This window comes from Peptidiphaga gingivicola (assembly GCF_001652275.1).
Taxonomy (GTDB): domain Bacteria; phylum Actinomycetota; class Actinomycetes; order Actinomycetales; family Actinomycetaceae; genus Peptidiphaga; species Peptidiphaga gingivicola.
This window is the reverse complement of the sequence record NZ_LVZK01000001.1, coordinates 1077386-1100315: the sequence shown is the minus strand read 5'-3', so window position 1 is coordinate 1100315 and position 22930 is coordinate 1077386. Positions and strand designations below refer to the sequence as shown.

General features: G+C 61.2%; 18 protein-coding genes. 9 read left to right on the top strand and 9 right to left on the bottom strand.

All coding sequences use genetic code 11. From position 1 onward, the window contains the following. Positions 1-23 precede the first annotated feature (23 nt). From A4H34_RS04515 to A4H34_RS04500, 4 genes are all read right to left on the bottom strand, one after another. Complete coding sequence (locus tag A4H34_RS04515) at positions 24-1895, bottom strand: hypothetical protein (RefSeq protein WP_156510259.1); 1872 nt, start codon at positions 1893-1895, stop codon at positions 24-26. Between the two features lie 573 nt (positions 1896-2468). Next, positions 2469-3734 (bottom strand): ATP-binding protein, encoded by a 1266-nt coding sequence (locus A4H34_RS04510; protein WP_009199430.1) that lies wholly within the window; start codon positions 3732-3734, stop codon positions 2469-2471. 385 nt (positions 3735-4119) lie between these two features. Next, entirely contained in the window at positions 4120-4998 is an 879-nt protein-coding gene (locus A4H34_RS04505) for an alpha/beta fold hydrolase (RefSeq protein WP_064231228.1), read from the bottom strand. Next, the gene (locus A4H34_RS04500) at positions 4991-6016 is read right to left on the bottom strand and encodes an NADP-dependent oxidoreductase (RefSeq protein ID WP_064231227.1); all 1026 of its coding nucleotides are present in this window, start codon (positions 6014-6016) and stop codon (positions 4991-4993) included. Before A4H34_RS04500 ends, A4H34_RS04505 begins: the two co-directional genes overlap by 8 nt. A 111-nt stretch (positions 6017-6127) precedes the next feature. Here A4H34_RS04500 and A4H34_RS04495 point away from each other — a divergent pair, with 111 nt between their 5' ends. Continuing rightward, positions 6128-6535 carry a winged helix-turn-helix transcriptional regulator gene (locus A4H34_RS04495; RefSeq protein ID WP_064231226.1) on the top strand — a complete coding sequence of 136 codons (408 nt, stop codon included), beginning with the start codon at positions 6128-6130 and terminating at the stop codon, positions 6533-6535. A 61-nt stretch (positions 6536-6596) separates the two neighbouring features. Here the strand turns inward: A4H34_RS04495 and A4H34_RS10650 are convergent, their stop codons facing one another. Beyond that, the gene (locus tag A4H34_RS10650; protein WP_231871001.1) at positions 6597-6749 is read right to left on the bottom strand and encodes a hypothetical protein; all 153 of its coding nucleotides are present in this window, start codon (positions 6747-6749) and stop codon (positions 6597-6599) included. A 207-nt stretch (positions 6750-6956) separates the two neighbouring features. Then, a complete protein-coding gene (locus A4H34_RS04490; protein WP_064231225.1) occupies positions 6957-8495 on the bottom strand; it encodes an alpha-amylase in 1539 nt (512 codons plus the stop codon). A gap of 316 nt (positions 8496-8811) precedes the next feature. On the opposite strand from A4H34_RS04490, the gene A4H34_RS04485 reads away from it, so the two are divergent. From A4H34_RS04485 to A4H34_RS04455, 7 genes are all read left to right on the top strand, one after another. Next, entirely contained in the window at positions 8812-9219 is a 408-nt protein-coding gene (locus A4H34_RS04485; protein ID WP_064231224.1) for a hypothetical protein, read from the top strand. A 144-nt stretch (positions 9220-9363) separates the two neighbouring features. Beyond that, positions 9364-9576 carry a hypothetical protein gene (locus A4H34_RS04480; protein ID WP_009199434.1) on the top strand — a complete coding sequence of 71 codons (213 nt, stop codon included), beginning with the start codon at positions 9364-9366 and terminating at the stop codon, positions 9574-9576. Between the two features lie 22 nt (positions 9577-9598). Beyond that, complete coding sequence (locus A4H34_RS04475; RefSeq protein WP_064231223.1) at positions 9599-10072, top strand: hypothetical protein; 474 nt, start codon at positions 9599-9601, stop codon at positions 10070-10072. An 84-nt stretch (positions 10073-10156) separates the two neighbouring features. Further along, complete coding sequence (locus tag A4H34_RS04470; RefSeq protein WP_064231222.1) at positions 10157-10453, top strand: type II toxin-antitoxin system TacA family antitoxin; 297 nt, start codon at positions 10157-10159, stop codon at positions 10451-10453. Further along, a complete protein-coding gene (locus A4H34_RS04465) occupies positions 10450-10974 on the top strand; it encodes a GNAT family N-acetyltransferase (protein ID WP_064231221.1) in 525 nt (174 codons plus the stop codon). The genes A4H34_RS04470 and A4H34_RS04465 overlap by 4 nt, the downstream gene beginning before the upstream one ends. A gap of 334 nt (positions 10975-11308) precedes the next feature. After that, positions 11309-12577, top strand: coding sequence for an ATP-binding protein (locus tag A4H34_RS04460; protein ID WP_064231220.1), 1269 nt, complete (start codon positions 11309-11311; stop codon positions 12575-12577). 520 nt (positions 12578-13097) lie between these two features. Then, a complete protein-coding gene (locus A4H34_RS04455) occupies positions 13098-15320 on the top strand; it encodes a KAP family P-loop NTPase fold protein (protein ID WP_156510258.1) in 2223 nt (740 codons plus the stop codon). 715 nt (positions 15321-16035) lie between these two features. Here the strand turns inward: A4H34_RS04455 and A4H34_RS04450 are convergent. From A4H34_RS04450 to fabG, 3 genes are all read right to left on the bottom strand, one after another. Continuing rightward, a complete protein-coding gene (locus A4H34_RS04450) occupies positions 16036-17151 on the bottom strand; it encodes an Abi family protein (RefSeq protein ID WP_082903063.1) in 1116 nt (371 codons plus the stop codon). Between the two features lie 139 nt (positions 17152-17290). Beyond that, a complete protein-coding gene (gene ychF, locus A4H34_RS04445) occupies positions 17291-18370 on the bottom strand; it encodes a redox-regulated ATPase YchF (protein ID WP_064231218.1) in 1080 nt (359 codons plus the stop codon). Positions 18371-18456: 86 nt separating this feature from the next. Then, complete coding sequence (gene fabG / locus A4H34_RS04440; RefSeq protein ID WP_064231217.1) at positions 18457-19248, bottom strand: 3-oxoacyl-ACP reductase FabG; 792 nt, start codon at positions 19246-19248, stop codon at positions 18457-18459. A gap of 1106 nt (positions 19249-20354) precedes the next feature. Here fabG and A4H34_RS04435 point away from each other — a divergent pair. After that, a complete protein-coding gene (locus A4H34_RS04435) occupies positions 20355-22646 on the top strand; it encodes a right-handed parallel beta-helix repeat-containing protein (protein WP_064231216.1) in 2292 nt (763 codons plus the stop codon). Positions 22647-22930 lie beyond the last annotated feature (284 nt).

Sequence of the window (22930 nt, the reverse complement as noted above, 5' to 3'; positions counted from 1 at the left end):
GAGCCCGCTGCAACGGTTTTGATTCACTGCAACAGGGGTCGATCGTCGGTTCTCAAGTATCTGCTGGCGCGTTTGACGGCTTCAACCCAACTGCCGACCCGTTTGGTCACAAGCACGATGTTGGGCAATGGCACGGTCTGCTTTCGCACCCAAGAAGAGTACCCCTCGATACTAGGCTCTTCTCCCCGCGATTTCTCCTGTTTAATATACAGCGCTACGAGTTTGAGGATTTCCTCCTTCGTCCACATTCCGATGTTGCGGCGTCCGCTGTAACCGCCCGCCGCTTTGACCAGGCTGTTCCACGACATGCCCGAGATGCTGACCAACGCGTGCGAAGGCGTGTTTCCACGCTCTTCAGCCCAGTCGGTGTAAATGACGTGGGTGATGTACGGCCCGCGTTCAGCAATGCACTGCTTGACCAGCTCGATCGCGAATCGCCTGCTTGCGCCGCTTCCTCTGGCCTTGCGAACGTAGTTCTCCCACTTTCGAGGCGTCATGACGTCCCTCGCCCATTCCTCCTCGTCGGGGCGTATACGCCCCGCAAGCAGCCGATTGGCTGTTTCTGCGAGTTCTGCCCAGTGGAGGCCCAACCGCCCTTTTACGGTGATCAATGCCGGCATGCCGTCGATATCTCGCGAATATCGAGCGTAGTCGCCGCCCGAATGGGTGCGATCGTCCAGTGACATGTACTCCACGACGGCGGCCCAGCAGTCTTCGTCGCTGAAAGTCCTCCCTCCGTTCCTCCGCGTAACCTTTCTTTCCTCTACAGGCGGCAAGCCCGCGAGCGGGCCTTCCTCCCGCCTTTCCGGTTTCGGTGACGCTTCTGACGGCTCCCCTTTTGCTGCGTGCCGCTGATCGGCTTCAGGGGCGACGCCTCCCTCGGAGTTCGCCGTGCGCAGCGCAAGGTCCCACAGTTCGTCGCGCTTCGCCGCTCTTGCGTCGGAATCGTCCCTGGCACGGCGGACGGCCAGTGACATCGCAATCGGGTCGCGGGCGACCGAGCCTCGCCCCTGCGCATAGCTCGAAGTCTCATCGTCGCCTTTGCGCGACGAATTCTTTCCTTTGCGCCGCTTTTTAGCGCTTTCCTGCGCCGCCCCCTTGCCCGCCGTCGCGTCGCTTTCGCGCGGCGCCTCATCGTTTTTGCGCGCCGTATCGCCGCCTTCGCCCGCTGTATCGCCCTTCACGCCCGAGTCTTCTTCCTTTCTCACGGTCTCGTCTGTCTCGTCCGAGCCCTCGTTCCCCGGGGCTGCAGCCTCGGTTTGGCTGTCGTTTCCCTCGTCTAAATCGCCCTTGTCTTGGGTCATTTTCACAATTCGCCACGCTTCCTTCACTTTGCGAATCGTGACCAAAGGGTAGAGACCGGATAAACGGTAGCGAACGGTCTCGCGGGCAACGCCCTCTTTTTGGGCGACCTCGGCCATGCTGCTGCCGCGGGCAACGGCTTCCGCGCTTTTCCACTTTTCCTCGGGCACGAAACCTTCGGAACACGCGCGCGAGATGGCGCGCACATATCCTTTGGCGTTGGCGAGAGAACTCGAGCTGTCTTTGCTGTACAAGAGAAGGAGTCCCAAGATCGCCAGACTGCTGGACAGATCCTCCTTGTAGTCGGGAAGGAACCGCAGGAGGTTCGTGTTCCCTTGGCAGTAAAGCTTGAGCGTGGCCTGCGCGCGGGAAATCGACTCGAGGCTCGCGAAGGGCTCCAGCTCTCGGATCATGTCGTTTACCAAATTGACGTTCTGCTTCAGACCGAGCAGCACCTGCTCAATCCCATTTCCCCGCATGAGGAGGCGCTCGCAGACAAGGAATTCTTCCCTGCCTAACGACAACGACTCGATCAACTTTGCCGCCACTTCCTTCAAGTGGAGGTATGCGTCATCCGCAGTAGTCAGATCCATGCTGGCGAAATACCACTTTCATAGGCTTCCCGTCCACCTTAGCGTAGGCCGTGCGCACACCGCTTCAGCGACGGACTATTCTTTGATTGGGTATTTTCATTCTAGGATGCCCTTACCCGTTTGACCAGAGCAAAACGTGGCCGAAAGCCGCGCAATGGCGTCGGGACGAGCGGAAATCCTTCGCTCGAGGCAGTTATTGCGCGACGGCAATGCCATACGGGGAACGAGACCCATGTGCCCCAGCCGGGCGGCACTGGTTCGCCTGTCGCCGATAAACTCATCAGAATTTCCCCATGACGATAAACTTATCCTCATGAGAGCTCGACTCGCCTTTCAGTCCCGGTTCCGACGACGTTCCCAGGGCACGGATCCGGTCAAAAGAGTCGCCTCCGCGCTCCTCGAGCTGTCCTCCAAAGCGGGGCTCGCGTCAGCTCGGGAAAAAGGGATCGGCGAGCTTCCCCACCGAGTCGAGGCCGTGGCAGTCTCCGGCATGTCGCTTTCCACACACACTTCCGAAGGACCCGAGCCCTGTCGCCTGTTGCCGACGTCGCCGGGCCCAAAGCGGGACAGCCTTCAGGGCCGGAGAGCCCGCAGCGGAAAGGTCACCGAACCGTCCGGGAGGGTCATCGTGGGGCCGTCGGCGGTGACGACGGCCGTGAATTCGGCCGGGGGCGTTCGCTTCGTGTCAACATCGTCGACGAAAGCCGCCAGCGAAGTCTGCGCCGCCGGAATCTGCCTCTGCCCAAGTTTGACTTCGAATGCGGCCCACCGTCCGTCGTCGAGCTCGACGACAATGTCCGCCTCCCTGCCGGACTTGTCTCGGAAATGGAAGACGCGCCCTCCGAGGGGTTCAGCGAAGACCCTCAGGTGCTGCACCGCCTGCGACTCGAACCACTGGCCCGCGGTCCCCAGATCTTCCATCAATCGCGCCGAAGAGGTCGCGGTCGCCGCAGCGGCGAGGGCCGGATCGACGAAGTGCAGCTTCGGGGACGTTCGCACCGCGTAACGAGACCTCAAGTGCGGAGCCCATGCCGGCTGTTCCTCGACAATGAACAGCCGTTTGAGAGCGTTCATATACGCAACAGCGGTTTCTGCGGACAACGACTGCCCTGAAACGTCCTTCGCAATGGTGGCGAATGAGGCCTCAGTCGACACGTGCCGGGCCAGAGACCGAATGAAGGCGCGCATCCGCAAGGGATCTCTCCGCGGCTCTCCGTCCAGGCGGCCGACGTCGATGTTGATGATGTCGTCGACGTAGTCTCGAAGGTGGCGCTGCGCTTGGCGAACCGTCAGATTGCGGTCTCCTGGCCAGCCCCCGTGCACCAGCGCGTCCAACGCCTCGCGCACGCTCGTACCCGAATCCAGCGTCGGCTTAGGGTCATGACCGTCGAACAGCCCGGCAAGCGAAACACTGCCGTCACCCAAGCCGCGCTCGAACAAAGTCATCGGACGCAGGCGGATCCGCGACAGCCGATGCGCGCCTGAATGACGGGCAGCGTCCTCCGCGGGAACCGCCGAGCCAGTGAGGATAAATTGCCCAGGGGCCCTGCGCGAGTCGATCTCACGACGCACAAGGTTCCACAGCGACGGTTCGACCTGCCATTCGTCGATGAGGCGCGGCGCCTCACCCGCCAGAACCAGGGATGGATCGACGTCCAAGGCGGCACGCAGCTGGGGCAACCCGGAGTCGAGCGCCACCTCCGAGGACGCATGCCGGCGTCCGGTCATCGTCTTGCCGCACGCCCGAACACCCTCGAGAAGAACACCGCCCGAATAGCCGAGAGACTCTTCAACCATCCGGTCTGCGACTCTTGGCAGATAGTTCTTTTGAGCCGCCATTATCCAGCCCTCCTCCCAAAAGGATTCAGCTCTAATCCGACATTTGGCGTCATTCTAACCGGTCATTTAGCGTCATTTTAGCCCGTTATCTGGCGTCATTCCAACCCGACATTTGGTGTCATTCTAACCGGCCGTTTGGAGCCGCTTCGCAGCGACGGCCGGGGACATTCCACGCAGCCGGGGCGCGCGCCTCCGGGCGGGGACATTTCTGTGCGGCCGGAGGCGTTCGACGCCGTCGGCCATGAGCAGGTCCTGCCCCGCCAAGGTGAAGTCGTAGTCGAGCCGGGAAACGAGCTTGACGGCAGCTGGGTCCGTGAAGCGCGGCCGGTCGGAGAGCGTGTGCTACGCCCTGGCGTGGAGGGTCAGCAGCATCGTCTTGCTGACCTCACGAGTCGAGGTGGTCCAGCAGCGTGGGGATGAACTCTCGGTAGTACTGGAAGACACCGCCGTGTCCTGCCTCGGGGTAGATGACCAGGGTGCTGCCGGAGATTCGCCGGTGCATGTCCTCGGACAGCGGGGTCGGGACCATACGGTCGTGGTCCCCGTTGGCGATCAGTGTGGGGGCCGTGATCCTGGACAGGTCGTGTGGCTGCTGGCGACCCCAGGCCTTGATGGCGGCGATCTGAGTGCGGAAGGCTTTCAAGGTGACCGGGGTGTCCCGATCCATGACTCGTTCGTGAATCCGGGCGAGGTAGTCGCGCGCTGCGGCCTTGCCGTCGGGCGTGCGCGGGAAGAAGAGGAACTCCTTGGCGTCGGTGCGGGCAAGCGCTCCGCGCAGCATGTCGAGGTAGACGTAGGCGGCTCCGGTTGGCCGGTCGATCCCCTCGCCTCCTGCGGGACCGGTTCCGGCCAGGACGAGCCGTCGGACCAGGTTCGGGGCGTCGAGAGTGACCTGCTGGGCCACGAAACCTCCCAGTGAGAAGCCCATGAGGTCGATCCTGGTCAGACCGAGTTCGGAGATGAAGGCCCGTGCAGCACCGGCCATCCCCTTGATGGTTCGCGGGACGTTTCCGGTGGAGGAGCCAATGCCCGGCAGGTCGACCGCAATGACGCGGCGGCCCTCGGCGAGCGCCTCGACGACGCGGGGGTCCCACTCGTCGAGAGTGGCTCCGAGGTGCGCGAGCAGGACAATAGGTGTTCCGCCGTCGACCCCGAGGTCCCGGTACGCGAAGGACTCTCCTCTCACCCGCAGGCGCCGGGTGGGAGCGGAGGTCCACCGGGTGACGGGCCCGGCGATCATGGCGGTGCTGTTAACCTCAGGCATGAGCGGTGACCTCCTGCTCGCTGGTGGTGACGAGGACCTTGCCCCGAGTCCCGCCGGCCAGCAGCTGGTCGAGCGCTGCGAGGGCCTGATCGAAGGGCAGGATCCGATCGACGACGGGCTGGATGACGCCGTCGTCCACGAGTCCGGCAATGGTTCGCAAGGCCTCTCCGTCCGGTTCGATGAACAGGAACCGGTAGCGCACGCCGAGCTTGCTGGCCTGGCGGCGCACCTTGAAGCTGAGGGCGGACAGAGCGGTCTTGACCATCAGGCCGGCGCCGGCCTGATCGGCCAGCGCCGGATCGGGGGTGCCGGCGATGCCCACCACGATCCCGCCGAGACGCAGGACCTGGAATGACCGTGAGGTGATCTCGCCGCCTTGAGTGTCGACGACGATGTCCACGGGGGTCTCGGCCAGGCGCTGAACGAAGTCTTCGCTGCGGTAGTCGATGACGATGTCCGCGCCGAGGCGCCGGACGGTCTCGGCACTGGAGGCTGAGGCCGTGGTGGCGACAGTGGCCCCCAGGTGCTTGGCGAGCTGGATGACGGCAGAGCCCACTCCGCCGGCGCCGCCATGAACCAGGACCGTCTGGCCCGGCTGGAGACGGCCGATCGTCACAAGCGACTGCCACGCGGTCAGGGCGACGACCGGCAGGGAGGCCGCCTGAGCCAAGGAGACACTCCGGGGCGCGGGGGCGAGGGCGTCGGCGTCGACCACGACGAACTCGGCCCAGGTTCCCATGGCCACCACGCCGGTGTAGCCGTAGACCCGATCGCCAACGGCGAGCTCTGTGACCTGAGATCCGACGGCGATCACCTCGCCGCTTAGCTCTCCTCCCATCACCTTGGGCAGGTCGAGCCGGAAGACGGCCTTGAACTCGCCGGCACGGGTGCGCTCGTCGGCGTGATTGACGCCGGAGGCGACCATCCGCACCAGGACCTGGCGCGGTCCGGGCTCGGGAACGGGCATGTCGACGGCGCTCAGAGGGTGGCCGTACCTCTCCAGGACGAAGGCCTTCATGTGGTGTCCTTCCTGTGCCGCAGCACCAGATATCTAGTTGCATTGTGTTACTACTTGAGTTAACGATATGCTATCCAATAACAGAATGCAACTACTCGGAAGGAGAGCAGGATGATCCCCCAGCCTCGCTCGAACTGCCCGATCAACCGGAGCCTCGAGATGCTCGGCGACCGATGGAGCCTGCTGATTCTGCGAGACATCGTCCTGCACGACCGACGCTCCTTCCGCGAGCTGCTCACCGGCAGCGAGGAGGGCATCAGCGCCCCCGTGCTGTCCCGCCGACTGACCGACCTGGTTGAGGCGGGCTTCCTCGCCAAGAACGAGGTAACCCGCGGCAAGCAGGGGAGGTACTCACTGACCGAGCAAGGCCTGGCGACGGTGCCGCTGCTAATTGAGCTCGGTCGTCTTGGCGCACACATCGACCCGTCAACCGCTCACAACGCCCCCAGATTCGGCGCGGATCCCGACGACCTCACCAGGCGCATCGCCGTCCTACGCAAGACTCATCTCGCCGATTGACACTCACCCCGCAACCGCAACAACCGTGGGGGGGGGATGCCGGCCCACATGGACCTGATTCTCAGCGGCAGGCCTCCGGGGAGGCGTTCTCGTCGTAGCGGGCCACGAGGACCAGGCCGGACAGGGCGTAGGGGCTGCCGATGCTGGGCATGACCTGCACCAGGGCGGCGACTGCCTTCTGGCGGGAGGAGCCGGCCCTGATCGCCCCGGCCACGTGCGGGCGCCGGAGCCGAACAGGGCGATCTCGCCCGGTTGCGCCGGGGAAAAGGCGCCGTCGGAGCGCAGCAGCACCATGCACTCGGGAGCCAGGGCACGGACAGCGCTGAGGTGGTCAACCTCGTAGGCTGTCAGGGTCGGCGGCCGCAGAATGAGCTGCGCGGACAGTGCGGCTGCGATCCAGGCAACGGATGCCGCGGCGCGATCAATTCCCGCTTCCCACACACAGCCGGTATTCCTCGGCGCCGTCGAGCATTGGCTTGGCCGCTTCGGGCACGTACACGCTCAGGCCGCCGTCGCTCACGGAGAGTTCTACGACGCCGTCGTCGCCGACGACGACCGGTTCGTGCCCGCCCACCACGCTGACCCATTTCTTTCCGGCGTGGCGCGCGCCGACGTAGAGGCGCTTGGCGCCGGCCAAACGGTCCGAGAGCACCGCCGCCAGTCCGGAGCCGGGGTGGGCGTCGTCGCCTTCCCGCGCGAAACCGACGACGTCGGGCGCATCGAAGGCGTCATGCTGGGGGCCGTGGGCGAGTGCGCGCCGCATGGTCATGAGCAGGGGAAGCTCGGCGACGGCCGGCAGATCGCCGGTCTCGGGCGTGCCAAAGAGATCGCCCCAAAAGACGCAGGGGGTTCCGGCCTCTCGCAGCAAGATGATGGCGTAGGCCGACGGCTTGAACCACGACTGGACGGTGGAGGCCAACGACTGCCCCGGCTGGGTGTCGTGGTTTTCGACGAATGTGACGGCGCGGGCGGGGTCGGCGTCGACGAGGGTGCCTTCGAAGAGTCGGGAGAGATCGACGTCGCCGTTGGACTTCGAAGCCGCGTGCAGGTGGAAGTGCAACGGCACGTCGAACAGGCTCGTGGACGGGACCGCTTCAAGGTACTCCTTCAGCTCGCCGACGTCGTGGGACCAGTACTCGCCGACGGCGGGAAGGGCGCGTCCGGTGGCTTTGCGAAGTTCGGGCAGCCAGTCGGCGAAGAAGTCCGCGCCGATGTGCTTGACGGCGTCGAGCCGCAGGCCGTCGATGTCGGCGGTCTCGACGTACCAGCGTCCCCATCTGGCGAGTTCGGCCCGCACCTTCGGGTCGGCGACGTCGACGTCGCAGCCCATGAGGTAGTCGTAGTTGCCGAACTCGTCGTCGACGTTCTCGTTCCACTGCTTTCCCTCGAAGAGCCACACCCCCGAAATTCCGCGGGTTTCGTCCCAGTCGGAGCCGTTGAAACACGTCCAATCCCAGGTGAAGTCGGAATAGGCGCCCCCGCGGCCGGGGAATTCGTAGCGCGTCCACGCCTGGATTTCCTCGACCTCGCCGATGGGTCGACGGCGGTCCCCCGGGTCGACGGGCGTGGCGCGCACGGTTTCGACGGCTTCGCCGCCCATGCGGTGGTTGAGAACGACGTCGGCCACCACGGAGACGCCCGCGGCGTGCAGCGCCGCAACGGCCGCGAGGTATTCGTCCTTGGTGCCGTACTTGGTGGGCACGGTGCCCTTCTGATCGAACTCCCCCAAGTCGTACATGTCGTAGACGCCGTATCCGACGTCCTTCACCCCGGCATGCCCCTTGTAGGCGGGCGGGAGCCATATGGAACTGACGCCGCAGGCGGCCAGAAACTCGGCGTTGCGGGCCAGAAGCCGCCAGTGGCTCGAATCCGGAGCCATGTCCCAGGCGAAAGCCTGAAGCAGAAGGGGGTTGACGACGTCGGACGCCCTCTCGTTGTTTGCGCGATCGTTGTTGCCCATGTCTTCGGTCCTTTCACAGCTCGTCGATCGAGTCTCACGTAGACATTACCCGCCGATCCTTTCTAAGAATCCTTGCAGACAGCTGAAGGGAGCTTGATGCGACGGCAGCCGACCAGTCTCGGGGCGCATGAGACGGCGCCCCAACAATGCAAGACGCTTCGCAAAAGGCGGCGGGCTCGACGCTCAGGGAGGCCTTCTCCAGAAGCCTTTGCCAGCCCGAAAGACGCTTTGTTTCGCGCATTCGAAGGGCGTCTTCCTCCCGTGGAAGAACCTTGCGCCGTTGACGCATAGCGAAGAAGCCTTATAGCGTCACCGTATGACGGGAAAAGAAGAAATAGAGCTCCACGAACGGCAGCCATTATGGCCTGCGTGGCTGAGCTGGGCCCTTTCCATAGCGGGCACGCTCATACTTGCCTTCGCGGCGCTGTCCGGCGGAGCCGCAATCCTCTTCTGGAAATTCGAAAGTGAATGCCCCAAGGCAACTGTTGACTGTGTATACGTGGTGCGGCGTCCAGGCCTCCTGTTCCTGGGGATCTTCGCGCTTGTCAGCGTTGCAATCACCCTGCGGAAGATGGTACGTGCAATGCGCAAGCGCGATGTGCGGGAGATGCGAACCGTCCTCGTCCTCCTCTCAGTCACTCTCGCCCTTGCCCTGTCTATATTGGGCGTGCCGTTCCTCGACGCCCTTTTCGACGATCCTTACTTCCCGCCGCCCGGCGGTTGACGCATTCCGGCGGTTGACGCGCCCTGCAGGCACAGCAAATCAACTGGCGGTTGATGCATCCCGGCGAGACTTTCTGTATTCCGGCGAGACTTTCTGCCGATCCCGACGAGAGCAGGACGTTCATCGGCGATTCAGGTGATCCTGATGATCTTCGCGACCCTGGCGACCCCGGCGATCTTCGCGACCTTGGTGACCCCGGTGATCCGATCCCTCGAATGTCACTTCGTCAACGGAAAGAAGATCCACGCGGACCGCCGACAGGGAGATCGGCGCGAAGACTTCGAAAGGGCCTCGGATCTCGGACCCAGAGAGTTCTCCCGCAGTTCGGAGGAGCACTGCGCCGTTGACGCATGGTGAAGAGGTCTTATAGCGTCGCCGCATGACGGAAAAACAAGAAAAAGAGCTCCGCGAACAGCAGCCATCATGGACTGCGCGGCGGATCCGCGCCCTTTCCGTAGCGGGCGTTTTCATACTTGTCGGCGCGGCGGTATCCGGCGGAGTCGCCATTTTCACGTGGCAGTACAAAGACCTTTGCCCCGAGGGCGGAGAGTGCAAAACTCTTGTGTGGCGCCCGGGCCTTCTGTTCCTGGGAATCTACGCTCTCGCGTGCGCCGCGATAACCCTGTGGAAGATGATCCGTGCAACGCGCAATCGCGAAGTGCGCCAGCTCCGAACCGCCCTCGCCCTCCTCGCAGTCACTTTCTCCCTGATTCTGGCCGTCTGGGGCACGTTGCTCATCGATAATTCTTCGCACAAACGGCATGAGTACCGGCCTTCCAGCGACGATCCTTGCGAGGTCTATGACTGCAACCCTTCCAGCGCCACTCCGCCAACGGAGGGAAGCTCCAAATGAGGCCCTCGCAAGGAAAGCGGCAAGCAGCATCATTGTCGAAACCGAATTATGGATGCACAATGTACGTACGCGAAAGGAGTTTCTATGTCGACAACCGCCAAAACACGTCGCATCAACCTTCGCGCCAGCGAACGGAAAGAGGCGGCAATACGCCATGCAGCCGAGTTAAGCGATTCGACGGTTCCAGAGTTCATTTTGAGAAGCGCTGTCGAGCACGCCGAACGAGTGCTCGCGGACCTCCGTCGGTTCACGCTCTCCGACGAGGAGTACTCGCTCTTCCTGGAAGCACTTGACTCGCCGGTCGAAACCGCCAAGTTACGGCGACTATTTGAACGTGAAAGCCCCGTTGGCTCCGAAATCACGTTGCGCGACGATTCATGAACGCAACTCTGCTAGCACCGCGCCGCCTGCAGAAAGAGGATTCGCGTAAGGGCTTCAGATCGGGCGTTGACGAGCTCAACACGTGGTTTGAGAAGTTTGCATGGGAAAATCAACGGAACAACAATGCAGTGACCTACGTCGCATGCACCGATAAGCGTGTTGTGGGCTATTACGCGCTAGCCGCGGGCGGCGTGAGCAAGGCAAGCGTCGACGAGCATTTCGCTATGCGTCGCCCGAGTGACATTCCATGCATATTGCTCGCCAGGCTCGCAGTCGATGAACGTGCAACCGGGCAAGGAATCGGGATGGCAATGCTACAGGACGCTCTTCGAAGAACACTGGCAGCAGGCGAGTCCCTCGGCGCAGCATGCGTTCTCATTCATTGCCGCGACGCCGCAGCGAAGTCCTTCTATATGCACCATGTGGACGCGCTCGCCTCGCCAGCCGACCCACTCCAGCTCATGGTTCCCATGAAGCGCATCGAGGCGCTGCTGGTTGAGCAGGGACAGGATGGCGGATAGGAGCCGGGCGTCAATTCGTTTCCACCTTGCCTCGCCATTTCAACAAAGCAGCGAAACCACGCCCCACATGCTCACACGCCTCCGCTACCGGCCCCGCCGCACGCGCCTGCAGTTTCCCTTTTGCCCTACACCAGCTTCGGAAACCGCAATTTCCCGTCAAAATCAGCACGCTCCCCGCTCAAACTCCGTAAATAACCTACTCTTACGGTTGCAAATTCCCCACTTCAATACCTGCAAACTCCTCACTTCGACGTCTGCAGATTCCTCACTTGAGTTCCTGCGGATTCCCCAACAGAGCCACCGCGCGCCCCAAACTTGCATATAGACTGACGCCATGGACACCAGCAAAGTCACCGGAATCAGCTATTTGCCACGCGCCGTGGACCCGCTCATGATTCGCGTGCTTGACTCAGCTGGTGCAGCCATTCTGGAAGGCCCTCGAGGCTGCGGCAAGACCATGACGGGCCTTGCACACGCGTCGTCCTACACACTGCTAGACACACCGGAGGCCCAAACTGCGGCCGAGATCGATCCGCATCTGCTGCTGGCCGGAGCCTCCCCTCGCCTTCTCGACGAATGGCAACTGATCCCCCAGATCTGGAATCTGGCACGCAGAGAGGTCGATTTTTCCTCCGAACCCGGACGCTTCATCCTCACGGGTTCGGCCGTTCCTGCCGCCGACCCAATCCGGCACACTGGCGCAGCGCGCTTCATCCGAATCCGTCAGCGCACCATGACCTGGGCAGAAAAGGAGAGCAGCCTCGACGACGGCGGAGTGTCGCTAAGCGCGCTGTTCGAAGGCGAGTCACCGCAACCCTCAATGTCCACAGCCCCGCTTGAACGCATTGTCCAGAGCATTTTGCGCCCCGGATTCCCCGGTCTGCTGAACTCTCCGTCGGATATCGCAGCACGGAGCATGGAGAGCTACATCAAGGACATCGCAACCAACGACATCAACAGGCTCGCGAATCTGCGCTCGGAACCCGCAGTCGTCGAACAGCTCATTGCCTCGCTGGCCCGTTCCTCCGCGAGCGAGGTTTCCCAGGCGACGCTGCGCAAGGACATTTCGCGGACTCTCCCCGCGCCTTCCGAGGGCACAACTGCCAAGCTCCTTGAGCTGCTAGAGCGAGTCTTCCTGCTAGAGAAGATCCAGCCATGGGCCATTTCCCTACGGTCCAAGGCTCGTCTGCGCCGTTCGCCCAAATATCACCTGGCGGACCCCGCGCTGGCCGCCGCAGCTTTGCAAGCCGACGCCAACCGTCTGAGCACGGACCTGGAAACGCTCGGTTTCCTCTTTGAGTCCGCAGTTGTCCACGACCTGCTCGTCTACGCGGAGACCTTGGGCGGACACGTACAGCACTATCGCGACTCCAACGGGCGTGAGATCGATGCGGTTCTGACGATGCCTAACGGAAACTGGGCAGCCATCGAGGTGAAGCTCGGCGGCGGGCAAGCACAGCGCGGAGCCGAGAGCCTCGCCTGCGCCGTCGACCAGATCGACGCCGCACCGCCGGCCTTCAAAGCGGTGATCACAGGAACCGGCTTCACTGCGACCCTGCCCGACGGCACAATCACCTTCCCGCTGCACGCGCTCCGGCCTTGAACGCAGCCGCGTCCGACCGGACTCTCCGCGCCGCCGCATGTTGCGTGCCATCACGGTCCGCACGATGCCGCACACGGCGTGCCGTCACGTCCCGCGTTCCATCTTGTCCCGCGCGCCATCGCCTTCCGCCTATGTGTCATCGCATTCTACGCGTCGTCACACGCCGATCAGGGCAAGCGGCACAACGCCGATGCCGTCACGGCGGCGGTAGGCGGCGGTGCCGGCCGCCCACAGCCGTCAGTTCTGCGCCCGCAACGGCAGGCAACCACCACAACTTTCACGTGCGATCCCTAAGTCCATCGAAATAAAAACAAGTGAATGCTGCAAAGGCAACCGTCGTTTTTAACATTGACCAGGACAAATACAACTTGCCATCTGGCGGGCGGGCACCTCCGTTACACTGTTCCCCACGCTGCAAACACATTGTTTCTCTTCCTGTCCCGAAGCCCGCAAACGAATGCTCACACACGAAAGGTGAGCTTCGCTTTGGCTGGACCCGTCGGTGCGCCAAGCATCATTCGTGAGACAATTGGGCAAGCGGGTAGACATCGCCGTATCTCCAGAACTCAAAGCAAAGGAGCTTGAGAAGAAAATGACATACAGCAACGACTGCTCCGGCGAAAGACCCCTGATCGACGCACCGATCAGGTCGTCAGCCGAAGACGATCTTGGACGCGCACCCGTCGCACATGCATTTGCGCGATCAATCTTGGAGCTCGACGCAAGCCAAGGACTCGTTGTAGCAGTAATGGGGCCATGGGGGCATGGTAAAAGTTCTTTTATCAATCTAATGCGCGAAGAGTTCGAAGGGATTCCCAAGGAGTCAGATCCAACGCCAGAAGAGTCAAAAACCAGGAGGGCTCTCACCGTCATTGATTTCAACCCTTGGATGTTCTCCGGCTCGGACCAGCTCGTCGACTTCTTTTTCACTCAAATCGGAGCGGAGCTGAAGGTCAAGAATGAGAGCCGCCTCGGCAAGATAGCTGACTGGTTAGGACAGTATGCCGGAATCCTTAAACCTGCCGCTAAACTCATCCCCCTCCCTGGTGCAAGTGCAGTGGGAGAAGTTATCGCAGCTGGAATCAACGGGCTCGCAGGAACAACGAGTGCAGACCGCAGTGTGCAGGAAATAAAAGACGACATTACCAAAGCACTCAGTAAACTTGAAGAGCCTATCGTGGTCGTCATTGATGACATCGACCGGCTCACTAAGATCGAGATCCGTGAAATCTTCAAGCTTGTTCGTCTGACAGCCAGCTTCCCAAACATCATCTACTTACTGGCCTTCGACAGAGAACGTGTAGAGCAAGCCCTCTCTGAAGATGGTATCTCAGGACGCGCGTATCTTGAAAAGATTGTCCTTCTGAGCTTCGATATTCCTCAAGCATCAGAGAAACTGCTTCGTTCTCGTACAATCGCAGAACTGGAACGCGTCTTGTCTCCCATAACAAACGCGACTCTCGACGAACATCGATGGGCCTCAGCCTACTTGGAAGTGATTGAACCGCTCTTGTCAAACATACGCGATGTGACTCGATACGCGATCTCCGCCAAGCAGACAATCAAGGACCTCGGCGACAAAGTCGATCTTGTCGACCTTCTTGCAATGGAAGCACTCCGTGTTTTCCGTCCTGAAATCTTCCGGCGTCTTCCTACACTTCGAAATGAACTTGCAGGCGCAGGCGTCATCGTGGGAGGTGCAGGTAAGCGAACCCGTAAAGGCATCGAAGAAATGTTCAAAGATTCGGGCGATGAAGGGAATCCGAGTGCTATCGAATCGTTGCTGAATGAATTTCCCGGTAACGAAACTGTTGTAGCTCTTCTCGCGTACGTATTTCCCGCTTCACAACACGATCACATGTCCGAGCAGCTTAATACTTGGCGGACCGAACGTCGAATGGCCCATATCGACTTTCTTAACCTCTACTTTGACCGAGTCATGCCGGACAGTCTCGTCGCGTTCCGATACTCTGAATGCGCTGTTAATCTTCTAAACGACAGAAGGTTAATTGAGAGCTATCTGACTAAATTGCCCCCCGAAACGCTTGAAGACGCCATAGACGGTCTTGCCTCCTACGAAACAAAATTCACCGACGACATGGTTATCCCGGGATCTATCACGCTACTGAATCTGATCGACACCATTTCAAAGAAGAAACGACGGAGTTTATTCGACATCGCAGGCGGGTTTGCTGTCAGACATGTTGTCATCGCACTTCTTCATCGCGTAGACAAAGAGGAGGAGCGGGAAAAATTTGTTTCACAGATTCTTGAGGGACTTGAGACATACTCTTCTAAACTTTACCTCATTGAAACTATAAGATATAGTAATTTGGGTGAAAAAGGACTCGTTAGTGAGACGTTCGCGGAGCAGATCTATGCAGATTTTGTCCAAACACTTCAGAACACGCCACCAAACAAGCCATCGCGCGAATGGAACGCCGGACCGATTTACTATGAGGTTGCGATAAACACGGGTGAGGCTCCGCTCAGTCCCAGTAACGATCCCGTTCTACTGCAATCAGTGCTTTACTCGCTTAGGTTTACCACATCGTCGCAGTCATTAGATCCTTTACAAGATCAGTCGAAAGATCGTCTCGACTGGGACAAGCTCGTAAAACTATTCGGGTCTGAGGACAAAGTAAGGACAGCTCTGCTTAACATCCGCGAGAAATTAGGTGATGACGAAGTTTTCCGGCTTGCCGATAGGTATCTACAAGGTTGGGAACCAGATCCTTCCTAGATGAACCTCTCGCAAGCCAACAAGATAAGAATCAAGCTGACGCTAGTCGTTCCTCTTCGGAAGAAGAGTAGAAATCACCTTTACTTTTAAAACAGCGATACTTACACTTCTAGCTACGCCGTTGCTCTTGCGTCTTCTGTCTGAGGGCAGTTAGTGACCTCGTAGTTTCCCAAATCGGCGCTGCAGCTCTTCACTCCATGTTGACAGTCAATGCTCCCCGTTTGCTTCAGGTGCTTCAGGTCAAATTTCCATCACAAACACACACGCGTAAAGAAACTCGGCAACCCCAGGAAAAGCTCGGGTTCCAACGCCAGCCAGCGAGCTCGAATCATGCAAATAGCAGAACTTGAATCAGGCAGGTCGCAGGATTTGAATCACGTAAATTGCAGGAAGGAAATCCCGGGATAGGCAGAGAGACCGCCGCCGCTTTTGTGCAGCTGTGACTGTGGCGCCTGTTCCCCATCTCGATGTTCTGTTCTGGCTCTATTCCGCGGTAAACGCGGCACAGACAACGCCGGCAGCATTGATAGTGCCTGCCGCTTATCCGTCGATAGACAAAGAATGGCATACGAAGGACCTGCCCGGCTACAGCCGAGCAGGTCCGAATGCTGCTGAAAATCTACAGCATCACGGCGGCACAGACAAAAGCGGCTTCACGGCTGGGGCAAAAGCCGTTTTCGCAACGGAGACAGGATCAGTTTCTCTTCGACCGCCCCTAGTGCTGGTCAAGGTCCCCGAGCGATTCGGCGGACCGCAATGCCGCAACGGCGACATATCGTTGACGTCGAACCCAGGCGCTCCCCCGCCCGGTGCGTTGATTGGCAAGTTCGGAACTGAGCGTCACATGCCCGTCCCTGCGACCTCGCTCGTCCTGCTGCGTCAGAAGGAAGAGTTGATACTCGTTGTCTGTCCATCCAAGGCCTCGACTCGCTTTGATGACGTCCGCGATGCGCTCGTCACGCGAGGATCCCGACCTGCGCCGACGCTCAATCTCCTCCGGAGTCCACGGGACAGGATCGATGCGCTCTAGAATCTTGGGCACTTCGCGTTGCAGAGCGCCGTCGGAGTAGAAGCCCATGTGGCTCACCCGTCGGAAGGAACGACCGGATTGGCATATATAGACGCCGTGCCCCTGGTAGAAAGTCCATGCATCCTTTGCGGGCACTATGACGGCTATCGACTCGGCGGCATTAGGTCTCTCGTCCAGAAGCGCCGGGACACGAGACAACCCGTAGACCCAAGCCTCCAGCTCAGGATCGATCCACCGCAGCAGATCCATAGCCTGTTCAAAGCGCTCTTCGAGAGGCAAGTCGAAAATCGCTTGATGGTGCGCTATGCGATTACGCAGCGTTCGCAACGCCTGAACGCTCTGCTTGACTGTCTTCCGCTCAAATCCCTGAGGACGGTGGGGAAAGGCATAGACGAGGTGCCGCCGGAAAAGTTGCTCGTAAGGTTTGCCAAAAACGGCGTCCCAGATCCCAAAGGTCATCGAGGCGAAAACCTTGTCACGCGCAGCTGCCTTTGCCCTGTCGCCAAGGTGCTTCCATGCCGTTCGATAAAAAACAAGGTCTTCGTCTTTCAGGAAAGTGGAACTGGCGAACCACCAACCGTTGCGTACTTCAGTTCGGGCGCTCTCCGTCACTTCAAGCGGCCTGAGAATCTTGTCAATCGCATTTCTCAGCGCAACCTCGACATGGGAGACGACCTCGAAGAAGGCGGCGGAGATCGCAACATTCCATTCGTACAACTCGCGGGCAGCCTCGATGTCCCGGTTCGCGGCAACCATGTACTCGTTAAACCGCTCCTGGGTGACCCAACCAGTTAGATCCATACCACTCTTCCTCAAACGTCGGTCCGTTCTGGGCTATACTTGTGTTACGTAAGCGCCCTAGAACGGCCTCTGGTCCTTTTGCAGATTACGCCGCTAGGGCGCCTTCATGCCCTTGGCCAAGAGGCTTTCCGCGCTTGGGTCACACATTGAACCGGAACTCCACGACGTCGCCGTCGGCCATGACGTAGTCCTTGCCCTCCATGCGGACGCGGCCGTGGGCGCGGGCCTCGGCGAGGCTGCCGTACTCGACCAGGTCGTCGTAGCTGACGATCTCGGCCTTGATGAAGCCGCGCTCAAAGTCAGTGTGGATGACGCCGGCGGCCTGAGGCGCGGTCCAGCCCTTGTGGATCGTCCAGGCGCGCGCCTCCTTCTCCCCCGCCGTCAGGTAGGTCTGCAGGCCGAGGGTGTCGAAGCCGACCCGCGCCAGCTTGTCGAGCCCGGACTCGTCCTGCCCGGAGGCCTCGAGCATTTCGCGGGCCTCGTCGGGCTCCAGCTCCACGAGCTCGGCCTCGAACTTCGCGTCGAGGAAGATCGCCTCGGCCGGCGCCACGAAATCGCGCAGCTCGGTCTGCATGGCCTCGTCGGCCAGGCCGGCGTCGTCGGTGTTGAAGACGTAGATGAACTTCTTCGTGGTCATCAAGCCGAAACCGCGAAGAATGGCAGGGTCGAGGTCCGTGCCGTGCGCCGAAAGCACCTTTCCCTGCTCGAGCAGCTCGAGGGCGGCCTTGGCCGTCTCCAGCACCTCCTTGGGCGTCTTCTTGCCGGTGACTTCCTTGGTCAGGCGCGGGATCTGCTTCTCGAGCGTCTGCACGTCGGCCAAGACGAGTTCCGTGGTGACGGTTTCAATGTCGTCCTTCGGGTCGACGCGGCCTTCGACGTGGACGACGTCGGGGTCGGCGAACGCGCGCGTGACCAGGCAAATCGCGTCGGCCTCGCGGATATTGGCCAGGAACTGGTTGCCCAGGCCCTCGCCTTGAGAGGCGCCGCGCACGATCCCCGCGATGTCGACGAAGCTGACCGTAGCGGGCACGACCTTCGCCGAGTGGAACAGCTCGGCCAGCTTGTCCAGCCGCGCGTCCGGCAGCGGCACGACGCCGACGTTCGGCTCGATCGTGGCGAACGGGTAGTTTGCAGCCAGAGCCGTGGCGCGGGTGAGGGCGTTGAACAGGGTCGACTTGCCGACGTTGGGCAGCCCGGCGATTCCGATAGTCAATGACACGGATCGATTCTACCGGCACGCGAAGCCGCTCGCGCGGGCAAGCGGCACGAACGGCGATTGCCCCGCCTGGGTACCCGCCGCCTCGCCTACATGTCCGCGATGGCCTCCGGAGATTCGGGCAGGATTTGGCCGCCGTCCACGACGATCGCCTGGCCCGTGATGTAGCGGGCGCCGTCGGAGGCGAGAAAGGCCACGGCCTCGCCGACGTCCCGCGGCTCGCCAAGGCATCCAAGCGGAACCGCGGCGGCCATCCGCCGCATGTACTCCTCGCCCAGCGCGACCAGGCCCGGCGTGACGACGTTGCCCGGCATGACCGCGTTGATAGTGATGCCGTCTTTCGCCAGCTCCATCGCCGCCGAGCGAACGAAGCCCATCTGCGCGGCCTTCGTCGCCCCGTAGCGCGACCAGCCCGGATATCCCGTGACGTTGCCTGTGATCGACGAGGTCACCACCACGCGTCCGCGCCCGGATTCTCTCAGCGCCGCCGCAGCCGCCTGGACCATGTGGATCGTGCCAGTGACGTTAACGCCGAAAATCGCAGAAATGTCCTCGTCGGCCATGTCCGCAATGCGAACCTGCGGATAAACGCCAGCATTCGAGGCGAGCACGGACAGCCCGCCGAGGTCGCCCGCCGCGCGGGCCACCGCCTCGTCGCACGCTTGACGATCCCGCACGTCCAGCGGATATGCGGGAAAGCCGGCCGCACGGGCCTCCTCGCATTCGGCGTCGGTCAAGCCGGTGACGGCGACCGCCGCGCCGCGTTCGCGCAAAACCTCGGCGATCCCGCGTCCGATTCCGCTCGTTCCGCCCGTCACCAAGGCCGTGCGCCCTTCGAGCAAGCGGCCGCCCGACAACCGCCCCTCCGTCGATTCGCTCATCGCGCCCTCCTTTGTTGCGCTTCGAGGATTGCCGCCTCACGAAGCTTGCCGCCCTTGAAGCTCGCTTTCCTTCGAGGACAGTCGCCCTTCGAAGATTGTCTCGCTTCCAGGCTACTTCTTATCCCGACTGGGGCGCGGGAAGGAGCCGGGAGTGCGGGGCGGCGAGGAGCCGCCGGACGGGGACGAGTCGCACTAGTCCTCGCTGCCAGCAACGTTGACGCGGGCCGCCCCGCCAGACGGGGACGAGTCGTCTGCTGCGATGGCGCGCAATAATTACAATGTGGGCCGCTCCGCCGGACGGGGACGAGTCAGGCGGAGACAAACAGAGCCGTGAGCGCCGCGCCGCCCGTCGCAAGGCTTATCCAGAAGAGCGAGACGAACGGCTCAGTCGATCGTCGAATTTCGTCTGTCAGCCCCCTTATATGCGCGTCAGCGCCCTCCTCCGCCCAGCCGCGACTGGATCAGGACAGTCGGGCCCTCAATGCGCGTCAGCGCCCTGCTCAATGCATGTCCCGGAAGTCTATTAGGCGCGAAAAGGCTCTGACAAAGACGCGATCCGACGGGAACGCGATGAGTCTGCGAGAAATCACATTCGAACGGCTTCGCAAGATAGCTTTGCCCATCTGTGCAAAATAGCTTTATGAGACACTCGGAGATTGCCATCCCTTTCCCAAGCGGAGTCTACGTACCCCTCCTCCTGAATCGTTGATTTTTCCTTGCTTTTGAGCTTCTAAGCCAGTTGGTTCGCCCAGCTGGCCGCGAAACGTGCGCACACGGCCACAGCAGCGACTAGAAAGAACTTTGCGCCGCACATCACCACATTTTTCCCGAACGGCACGCCACCCGCAGGCCGGCGGGCAACGTCCGTCGGCAACATCGCCCAGCCTCCGACGTCGGACGCCGTTACGTTTCCTACATTTTTCAATCGATCTTAAGCGCCTACAATTCCTTGAAAACAAAGAGGAAAGTCGAGCATATGGGTAGTAAAACACCCCCTGCACGGTTGCGTCGCGATAACATTCTTATAACAATGGTTTCAAAATAGCACGTGATTGAGTTGCAACCAAACTCATTCGAACTGCACCACCACGCAATGAGGGAGAACAATGAAACGAATCCACATCACGCTGCCGCGTCAGGTAACGGTTTCAGTCACTGCGGGTCTTCTTTGCATCAGCGCCCTCGCCGGGTGCCGAACGTCGGCGGACGAGCCGGGGGCATCGGCTTCGGGATCCACTGCGGCGTCGGAGGCGACGAGCACCCAGGCTCCGCAGGCGGACGGAGCGGGCGGCAAGAACGCGACGTCGGCGCCTGCCGATTCAAAGGATGCCGGAGGGAGCTCGCAGGCGACCGGAGGCGGCAACGGCGCGACGTCGGGCGGCTCCGCCGACAACGTCAATCAGGCGAACGCCGACCTCCCGGCGCCTTCAACCGGGAACAAGCGGATCGGCAATTATGACGTCCCCAAGACGAACGTCGCCTGGGTGGCAACCGACGGCAAGGACTCCAACGACGGAACCGAGTCCAAGCCGTTCGCCACCTTCCAGAAGGCGCTCAGCACGGTGAAGGACGGCGGAACCGTCGTCGCGAAGGCCGGCACTTACCGGCCGGACCCGATCGACGTCACCAAGAAGAACATCACGATCCAGTCGGCGCCGGGGGCGACCGTTTGGCTCAAGGGAAGCGAGGTCGTCGACAAAGCCAAGTGGAAGAAGCAGGGCTCGGCTTGGGCGGCCACGGGCAACTTCCACAACTTCTGCACCGTCTGCACGGTCAACCAGGACCCCAAGCAGGAAGGCATGGCGGCCTACCCCGAGCAGGCTTTCATCAACGGCAAGGCGCTCCGCCAGGTCGCTTCCAAGGCCGAGGTGAAGGAGGGCACCTTCTACGTCGAGGACAAGACTCCTACGACCCTCAAGGACCCCAAGAACAACAGCAAGGGCTTCAACGTCGGCAAGCAGGACGCCATCACCTACTACGTCGGTTCGGATCCCACAAACGCAACCACCGAGGTTTCGAAGAACGCCAGGGCCATCACAGTCAGCGCCGAGGGTTTCAACCTCAAGGGAATCAACGTCGCCCAGTACTCGCCGGTCCAGTCGTGGAAGCTCCAGAATGACCCCGTGTTCAAGGACAAGGCGGGCGCAGTCGCGGTCTTCATCGCCGGATCGAAGTCGACCGTCGTCGATTCGACCTTCACGCAGGTCTCGTCCGGCGGCGCATTGGGCTTCAGCGACTCGCACGGCTCGCGCGCGGCCAACAACCGCTTCGTCGACAACGGCGGCGGAGCCGCGGGCGCCAACCGTTCGGACGACATCGTCTACGAAGGCAACTACTTCTCCAACAACAACACGGCGAAGTTCCGCATCCACGATTGCTTCGCCTACTGCACGATCGCGGACATCAAGGTGACGCACACCAACAGAACCGTTTTCCGAGGCAACGTCGTGGATTACTCGGCGGCTCCGCGAGAGGCTTCCAAGGCGTCCGAACGAACGACGACCTTCCCGGCTTTCTGGTGCGACGAAGGATGCATCGATGCCAAAACGGTCAACAACTTCTTCACGAACGTGGGAACAGCCGTCTTCTACGAGGTTTCCAGCGGAGGGGTGATCGCCTCGAACGTCGTCGAAGGGTCGAACACCGGCATCTCAGTTGGCGGAACTGACAAGGTGAAGGTGTACAACAACACGGTATCGCGCACCTACCGTCCGATCTACATCTACGAGGACGCGCGGTATGACGGTTGCAACTCCCGCGAGAAGAACAGCGAAAAGTGCGTGTTCCCCGAAGAATGGTCGACAAAGCACCGTCTGAGCTGGAACACCACCGGCGTTGAGGTCTACAACAACATCCTCTCGTCCCGGGCTTCCAACGGCCCCAAGGACGCCACGAACGTTCCGCTGGCCATGCCTGTCTACCTTGACGGCGCCAAGAACACGAACGGCAAGGAAATCTTCTCGAATCAGATGTTTGCCGGCTTCGACTACAACGTCTATTACAGGAGCAACCAGTCCAACGAGCCGATCGTCATGAACTGGGACCTTCCGTCAAAGGATCCCCATGAGGGACCCATGGACGTCAAGTTCGCGAAGGCCGCCGACATCTCCAAGGATTCCAACGCGGGCAAGGCCGTCAAGGGGATCGAAACCCACGCTCTCGACACCTTCGGCTCCCGGGCGCAGAATCCCTACTTCGTCAAGGAGGCCGACTCTAACAGCGCCTACAACCAGAGCAACTACAGCCTCAAGGAAGGAAGCAAGGCCCGCGGCAGCGGCAAACCCCTTCCCGAGGACGTCGCCAAGGCCATCGATCCGTCGGGCAAGACGGTTGTCGCCGGAAAGGCCGTGGACCGCGGCGCTCTGGTCAACGTCAAGATGAACGCGGCAAAGAAGTGACGACGCGTGGCCGGCAGATTGACGCGTCGCTGCGGATCGAAACGCGAGGCGATTCGACGAACGGCCAATTCGAACGGCTGCTCGTTTGCCGCCGAAAGCACATCGACGCCGAGTGAACGAATCTGACGAAACCCGCGGGCGCCGCACACTGTGAAGGTGTGCGGCGCCCGCTTTTTGACGCCTTCCTGCTCCGCGCCTTCGGCCGGAGCCTTCGCCGGCGCATTCTTCGGGCCGTGGACCGACGCTCTTTCCCCGCACTTGCGTTGCCCGCCGGTTTCTTTGTC

Bases quoted from the DNA above. Each gene is read 5' to 3' on its own strand.
- A4H34_RS04515 (WP_156510259.1), bottom strand. From the start codon at position 1,895: ATGGATCTGACTACTGCGGATGACGCATACCTCCACTTGAAGGAAGTG.
- A4H34_RS04510 (WP_009199430.1), bottom strand. From the start codon at position 3,734: ATGGCGGCTCAAAAGAACTATCTGCCAAGAGTCGCAGACCGGATGGTT.
- A4H34_RS04505 (WP_064231228.1), bottom strand. From the start codon at position 4,998: ATGCCTGAGGTTAACAGCACCGCCATGATCGCCGGGCCCGTCACCCGG.
- A4H34_RS04500 (WP_064231227.1), bottom strand. From the start codon at position 6,016: ATGAAGGCCTTCGTCCTGGAGAGGTACGGCCACCCTCTGAGCGCCGTC.
- A4H34_RS04495 (WP_064231226.1), top strand. From the start codon at position 6,128: ATGATCCCCCAGCCTCGCTCGAACTGCCCGATCAACCGGAGCCTCGAG.
- A4H34_RS04490 (WP_064231225.1), bottom strand. From the start codon at position 8,495: ATGGGCAACAACGATCGCGCAAACAACGAGAGGGCGTCCGACGTCGTC.
- A4H34_RS04485 (WP_064231224.1), top strand. From the start codon at position 8,812: ATGACGGGAAAAGAAGAAATAGAGCTCCACGAACGGCAGCCATTATGG.
- A4H34_RS04480 (WP_009199434.1), top strand. From the start codon at position 9,364: ATGATCTTCGCGACCCTGGCGACCCCGGCGATCTTCGCGACCTTGGTG.
- A4H34_RS04475 (WP_064231223.1), top strand. From the start codon at position 9,599: ATGACGGAAAAACAAGAAAAAGAGCTCCGCGAACAGCAGCCATCATGG.
- A4H34_RS04470 (WP_064231222.1), top strand. From the start codon at position 10,157: ATGTCGACAACCGCCAAAACACGTCGCATCAACCTTCGCGCCAGCGAA.
- A4H34_RS04465 (WP_064231221.1), top strand. From the start codon at position 10,450: ATGAACGCAACTCTGCTAGCACCGCGCCGCCTGCAGAAAGAGGATTCG.
- A4H34_RS04460 (WP_064231220.1), top strand. From the start codon at position 11,309: ATGGACACCAGCAAAGTCACCGGAATCAGCTATTTGCCACGCGCCGTG.
- A4H34_RS04450 (WP_082903063.1), bottom strand. From the start codon at position 17,151: ATGGATCTAACTGGTTGGGTCACCCAGGAGCGGTTTAACGAGTACATG.
- fabG (WP_064231217.1), bottom strand. From the start codon at position 19,248: ATGAGCGAATCGACGGAGGGGCGGTTGTCGGGCGGCCGCTTGCTCGAA.
- A4H34_RS04435 (WP_064231216.1), top strand. From the start codon at position 20,355: ATGAAACGAATCCACATCACGCTGCCGCGTCAGGTAACGGTTTCAGTC.